A 1,732-nucleotide genomic window follows, 5' to 3' on the forward strand; every position below is an offset into this window, starting at 1 on the left:
TTTTAGATTTTTGTGCATAGGTAACACAACTTACGTAGTTTTTTTACAAAAATTACCATAAGCAACTGACAGAAAACATTATAAATGAATCATCTCTTCTTGGACCTGAATAGAGAATACTACCTTGCTTCAATTCTGCATTGATGCAACCTGGTTAGTTCAAACCGGAAAAATTAACGTACAATTCGCATTTACAGGACAAGGTAAATCATGCTGTCACTCGAGGTCTCAATGCCTCCGGCACCACTTCGATTTTCCCTTGGTCCCAGAAGAGAGATTCATTTTTTAATTTACATTACGCAGCTAAAGCGATATTTAAGTAAGTATTTATTTTAGTGAAATTTAGCTTTTTCTTGATTTCTTCAAATATACTGTAGCCATTCTGCTTTGAATCAAAAGGTTTTTTATGTGTTAACATTGAAAAGGCAATTCGGATAAACTTGTTCCCAAGAGCGATATAGGCCTTTCTAGCGTGCTTCCCACGTTCTTTTAACTTTAAGTAATATGGACGCAAGTCTTTATTATGCTGGGCTAGACATTTGCCAACTGTGTACACTATAAAACGTAAGTTCTTATTTCCTTGCTTAGATATCTTGCCATAGAATCCACTAGTTCCTCCAGATTGGATAATAATTGGATTTGTACCGGCTTTCTTGATTAACTGTCCAGCATTTTCATAATTTGATATATCTCCTAGCTCACTATAGAATTCGGCCGCTGTAATAACACCAATTCCAGGCACAGTTAGAAGTAGTCGGCCATCTGTTTGAAGAAGCGCTGTTTCTATTTCCTTTTCTAGCGTTTTTATATTCTCAGACAACCTTTTTAAATCCTGAATCGCCATACTTAATAATAAGAGCTCCACTGATACTTCCTCTTTCTCTTTTACAATTGATGTTTGCGCCACTTGATAAAGAGTTTGAATAGTAGATGTACGTATTCTTAGTTTCTTCTCCTTTATTATTGAGGTTAGCTTTTCAATTCCTAGTTCCAGTACATCCGAAGGATGAGGATAAAACTCAAGGAAAAATAAGGATGATTGTCCCCAGAAATCACTAAATATCAGCTTTTTCTTCGGCTTATTGTTCTCCACTTCTATGTATCCTTGAAAGTCCCTCCAAATATGATCCATGAGTGTTCTGATGTGTACTCTTAATAAAGCGCGTTTTCGTACCTCACTTCTTCGTGCACGGGTCAATGTCATAAGTTTACGATAATGACCTTCAGGCAACTTATTTTCCATACCTTTGTTTTGGATAAGTGCATGGGCAATGGCATAAAGATCTAAATCATCCGTTTTACTCCAGTTTAGTGCACTGGATCTTTCCTCATAAGTCGTTGCCGCATTAATGATGGTTACTTTATAACCTCTTTTTCCTAACTCACGAACAATATCCTCATAATAATGTCCAGTAGCTTCAATACCAACAAAGATTCTTTCTGCCTCAATCTCCTTTTGCGATCTTTCTATCTTAGAACAGATTAAATCAATCCCAAGTTGGTCTAGTCCAAAGAAAAAAGGCTTCTCTAGAACATCCCCAAAGTAATTACATATCAACGCCTTTTGAAAGTATTTAGCAGCGTCTATCGCAACAATTAATACCTTCTCCAAATTGACTCCTCTTAATTGTGAACTGAATTGACTACCTTTCTTCCCTTGTATATTATTAAAGTAATACCCCATTTACTTCATCTCCTCTTGTTGGAATGTAAGTTGAGGTTCCCTGTCAGG

Annotated in this window: 1 protein-coding gene; it reads right to left on the bottom strand. The window is 36.3% G+C overall.

Annotated features, from left to right (window positions below):
- Positions 1-295: 295 nt before the first annotated feature.
- On the bottom strand, positions 296-1,684 hold the full coding sequence (locus tag ACHUFV_RS27365; protein WP_394239607.1) for an IS110 family RNA-guided transposase: 1,389 nt from the start codon (positions 1,682-1,684) through the stop codon (positions 296-298).
- Positions 1,685-1,732: the final 48 nt, after the last annotated feature.

Source organism: Niallia oryzisoli (assembly GCF_043641075.1).
In the GTDB taxonomy this organism is placed as follows: Bacteria; Bacillota; Bacilli; order Bacillales; family Cytobacillaceae; genus Bacillus_BD; species Bacillus_BD oryzisoli_A.